Source organism: Catenulispora pinisilvae, assembly GCF_015356865.1.
Lineage (GTDB): Bacteria > Actinomycetota > Actinomycetes > Streptomycetales > Catenulisporaceae > Catenulispora > Catenulispora pinisilvae.
Map to the genome: position 1 here is coordinate 1 of NZ_JAAFZA010000511.1, position 1,178 is coordinate 1,178.

Here is a 1,178-nt window from a genome sequence, read left to right on the forward strand (position 1 = left end):
GCGCAGGATGAGGCCGATCGGGGCGCGGGTGAGGGTGCCCAGGACCAGGAGGGCGCCGAAGGTGGTGCCGGCGCCCTCGCGGTCGGTGAGGCAGCGGCGGGCGCGGCGGGACATGGCCAGGTCGGCGGCCAGGCCCGGTTCGCCGGGGCGGCCGTGGGCCAGGCAGGTGGCCAGGTGCTCGCCCTCGGGGGTGGTGCGGGCCAGCCGGTCGACGAGGTCGGCGGCCAGGTGGCGGGCGGTGGAGATGGCCTCCAGCGGGTTCGGTTCGGCCTCGGCCGCGTCCCAGATCGCCCGCCCGGCTCCGCGGCGGACGTGGTCGGTGTGCCGGGTCCAGCGGTCCCCGGTGCTGGTACGCGGGGCGGCGGCTTCGGCGGTCATGGTCAACCTCCTGACGATGCGGGCGACGGCGCGGGCGAAGGCGAGGGTGGCGATACCGGAGCCTCATCTTCGATCACTGTTTCGACCACCGTATCGGAGGGTTCCGACAAGTCCTCATCTTCCATGTCAAGGCGCCGCACAGTGGGCAAAGTAAGCATCAGCGCCACCGTCGCGAACTGGAACACCGCCCCGAACGCCAGAAAAGCCCCGATCCCGAACGCCGACCCCAGCGGCCCGGCGATGACCAGCCCGAGCGGCCCTAGAGCGAACGCGCCGAGCGTCTGATAGGCCGTGATCCGCCCCAGCACCTCGACCGGCACCCGCTTCTGCGTCACGGTGTTGTCCAGCGCCTGCCCGACCGCCCCGCCGAACCCGGTGACCGCCGCGGCCGCGCAGACGAACGGCAGCGCCAGGTTGCTGGCCAGCAGCGCGGGCGTGAACACGTACCCGAACGTCGCCACCACCGACAGCAGGAACGGCCGCCGCGGCTTGCGCCCCAGCAGCGCCAGCCCGCCGACGATCGACCCCGCGCTGTTGGCGGCGAGCACCAGCCCCCACGCCCCGGCCCCGCCGAGCCGGTGCTCGGCCACCACCGGCCCCAGCACCAGATACGGCGCCCAGACCAGGGCGTTGAAGAGCGCGAACTGCACCGTCGTGAGCCACAGCCAGGTCCGCGACCGGAACTCGTCCCACCCGTCCCGCAGATCCCTGATGATCGTCGGCCGGCTGCCCGGCTCCGGCTGCGGCACATGCGCCAGCCGCAGCAGCACCACGACGCTGACCGCGTAGCTCGCGGCGTC

General features: G+C 73.6%; 2 protein-coding genes. Both read right to left on the reverse strand.

The genetic code is table 11. The features are described 5' to 3' along the window. Positions 1–378 (reverse strand): hypothetical protein (locus IZR01_RS49230; protein ID WP_194927896.1); only part of this gene is annotated, 378 nt, incomplete at its 3' end. Positions 379–380: 2 nt separating this feature from the next. After that, on the reverse strand, positions 381–1,178 hold a 798-nt coding region (locus IZR01_RS49235), incomplete at its 5' end, for an MFS transporter (protein ID WP_194927897.1).